General features: G+C 37.4%; 5 protein-coding genes. 3 read left to right on the forward strand and 2 right to left on the reverse strand.

The annotated features are described in order from the left end of the window. The first annotated feature begins 110 nt into the window (after positions 1–110). The 3 genes from ACFOUV_RS18530 to ACFOUV_RS18540 are packed head-to-tail and all read left to right on the forward strand — an operon-like array spanning position 111 to position 781. Positions 111–323, forward strand: a complete 213-nt coding sequence (locus ACFOUV_RS18530) for a hypothetical protein (RefSeq protein ID WP_379498253.1) — start codon at positions 111–113, stop codon at positions 321–323. After that, on the forward strand, positions 292–537 hold the full coding sequence (locus tag ACFOUV_RS18535) for a hypothetical protein (protein WP_379498254.1): 246 nt from the start codon (positions 292–294) through the stop codon (positions 535–537). Before ACFOUV_RS18530 ends, ACFOUV_RS18535 begins: the two co-directional genes overlap by 32 nt. 37 nt (positions 538–574) lie before the next feature. Then, positions 575–781, forward strand: a complete 207-nt coding sequence (locus ACFOUV_RS18540; RefSeq protein ID WP_379498255.1) for a helix-turn-helix domain-containing protein — start codon at positions 575–577, stop codon at positions 779–781. 515 nt (positions 782–1,296) lie between these two features. Here the strand turns inward: ACFOUV_RS18540 and ACFOUV_RS18545 are convergent. Continuing rightward, the gene (locus ACFOUV_RS18545; RefSeq protein WP_379498256.1) at positions 1,297–1,494 is read right to left on the reverse strand and encodes a hypothetical protein; all 198 of its coding nucleotides are present in this window, start codon (positions 1,492–1,494) and stop codon (positions 1,297–1,299) included. Between the two features lie 166 nt (positions 1,495–1,660). Continuing rightward, positions 1,661–1,849, reverse strand: coding sequence for a hypothetical protein (locus ACFOUV_RS18550; protein WP_379498257.1), 189 nt, complete (start codon positions 1,847–1,849; stop codon positions 1,661–1,663). Positions 1,850–2,511 lie beyond the last annotated feature (662 nt).

Here is a 2,511-nt window from a genome sequence, read left to right on the forward strand (position 1 = left end):
TTTTTATTTGTGCAACCTTCTAACATTTTGGTTGCAATACTCTGTACTTTTATTATGCATTAAACAACGACCCATCATGCTATAAATTCGTGTATTCACTGAAGGGGTCGATGAACTATCAGAGCACAAGAAATCAGCTTTCCATAAATAAAAATAAGTTCATGGTTTTCAATCCATATGACGAACATAAACAGCTTGCAGTAGACGACCATAAGTTCCTTATTGAGGTGGATCGGTCGTTTCTTAACGAGTCTTCCGCATCGATTTCAGTTGTACGGGATGATTTTTTCTTTGCACAAACCATTCAAAGAACCTCAAAATGAGCAGTGTGTCGAATTTGTTCAGCAGTACACGCTGCTGGAAGGGCAAAACGGAAGCCGGTCTTCTGAAGTGTTTTTAGAACACAGCTTTGCTCAACCAAGTCTATTGTTGGTCAAGATAACGATTGGGACACATATCTCTGATTTGATTACTCACCCTTTTCGCTCCATGCAGCCGGCGCTTGTTCAAGTGATGGAGGCCTTGAAAGACGATTAACAGCAAATTTCAGTTTGCTCACCATTTTAAAGAAAAGGTGGGCGTTTCACCTTATTCTTGGCTCCAGCTGTATCAACTTGTCAGTACTCAGGATTTGCTTTTGCATAATCAACGAATCATTACTGATATTGCCATTAGCTGTGGATTTTCTTCGGTTTCCGTTTACAATCAGTTATTTAAGCGCCTCTACGGATTTCCGTCAAGCTTTTCTTGTAAAAATAATTTGAATCAAATAGATGACTGAGCAAAAGACCATCATGCTCCCGCAGAAGATAAAGAGGGAACTAATCTCGATAAAAGTAGCAAGTGTGCCAAATAACATCAAGGAAATTACATTTAACCCATAGAGAATGACTGCATTAAAACTGAATGCTCGGTCCAATTTATTGCTTGGAATCAGTGTCTGAATCATATAAACACAGGCAAGGCAAGTGGTGGGCAGTCCGATAGCGGCAATAAGCACACCTATAAAGTAAAGGGGAAGGTTTGTTGCGAATCCAAAAATTCCGATTCCTTATATGATAGAGCCAGTTAGATAAATGGCGAAAGATAGTCTTTTCAGAGAAACGGAATGACTACATTGACGATGATTATTCCTGTGCCATACCACTCCAACAAGAGACTATAAAGTTCTCCACCCTGACTAGGATAGTCCTGTAGAAGAAACAAGAGCAAGCCGACCTGCCACACCCAGGTGTTGAAAATGACCATCAAAAAAGTCGCCATAAACAAGGGTTTAATCGTCACCTCTCTTTTTACTCACAAGAAGAATCCGAAAATCGATTGGAAGACGCTTTGTTCTTTCTCTATTAGTACATCATCCACGTTGAACGGTTCAGCCCAATGTAGTTTTAAGATAAAAAATGCACTCAAAACATACGTAATCGCATCAATCGAGTACAAGCGAATAGTGTTCCCAAAACTCAATAGATCGATACTGAAGACTGGACCCAACACTTGACGCCCCTTGTGACAATATCCAACAAACTATCGACCGTTGTACGATTATGCGCTGGCTTGATGAGAGGCAAAACAGCCCGGTACGCTGGATTATAAAAACAACCGAGCCTCTCCAATTGATAAATCAAAACCAGTAAAAGAATAATTGGAATCCGAATGAGATCTATCCGTAATAATAGTCGCTTATTATTAACACGGTCTGTGAAATGACGATTACCGTGGTAAGACTAGCCGATTGTGTCAGTTCATAAGATAAAAAGAAAGGCAAGACCTGCAAGTTACATTGCTTAACTGTGAAACGCCAGCACTTGCCAGATATAAAATCCTTTTTTTTCAATACAATTCCATACATCGTAACCACCTCTTTTACAGGTTACGCTCTATTTCTCTCCTCCTCTATCCACATCTTGCTATTTTCACGGCAATATTCAGTAGAGTAATTGTTGAAATTCGTTTTAGGTGTTTTATATAGTGGAGGCATGAGTTAACATATGACCACCTATCGGAAGAAATGGAGCTTACTCTCCTTACTTTTGGAATTCTAAAATCTTGATTCTCGTTCCCTTTTCAACAATATAGGATGAATGGTCTCTGGTGATGTTTATAATGAGTTTCCCTAAGCTGTCAGGGTATTTTCAAGTATCTAGAATTAGAAGGTCAAATCATATAAATAAACTTCTAAAAGATATATTCTAAAATATTGTTGACTTTTAGCTGTTTAGATAGTATTATATTTCTTGTCGCTAAAAATCTTTTGCTTGAAAAAGGTTACAGCGCATCGAAAATTAAAAACATAAATTCAAAAAAAGTTATTGACTTTAATTCGATAAAATGGTATGATTTAAAAGTTGTCACGAAAATTAACTTTGTAAAGAAAAATAAGTTGTTGACAACATAAGTTGATGTATGTTACGATATAAAAGTTGCTTTGAAAAAGCGACTTGCAAATTTGCTCTTTGAAAACTGAACAAAACAACCAGTATGTCACAGAAAAGAAAACTTGTTTTTCTTTCT

This window comes from Oceanobacillus longus (assembly GCF_042650085.1).
GTDB classification, from domain to species: Bacteria; Bacillota; Bacilli; order Bacillales; family Amphibacillaceae; genus Oceanobacillus; species Oceanobacillus longus.

Excerpts from the sequence above, each read along its gene's own strand:
- ACFOUV_RS18530 (WP_379498253.1), top strand. The coding sequence starts at position 111 with ATGAACTATCAGAGCACAAGAAATCAGCTTTCCATAAATAAAAATAAG.
- ACFOUV_RS18550 (WP_379498257.1), bottom strand. The coding sequence starts at position 1,849 with ATGTATGGAATTGTATTGAAAAAAAAGGATTTTATATCTGGCAAGTGC.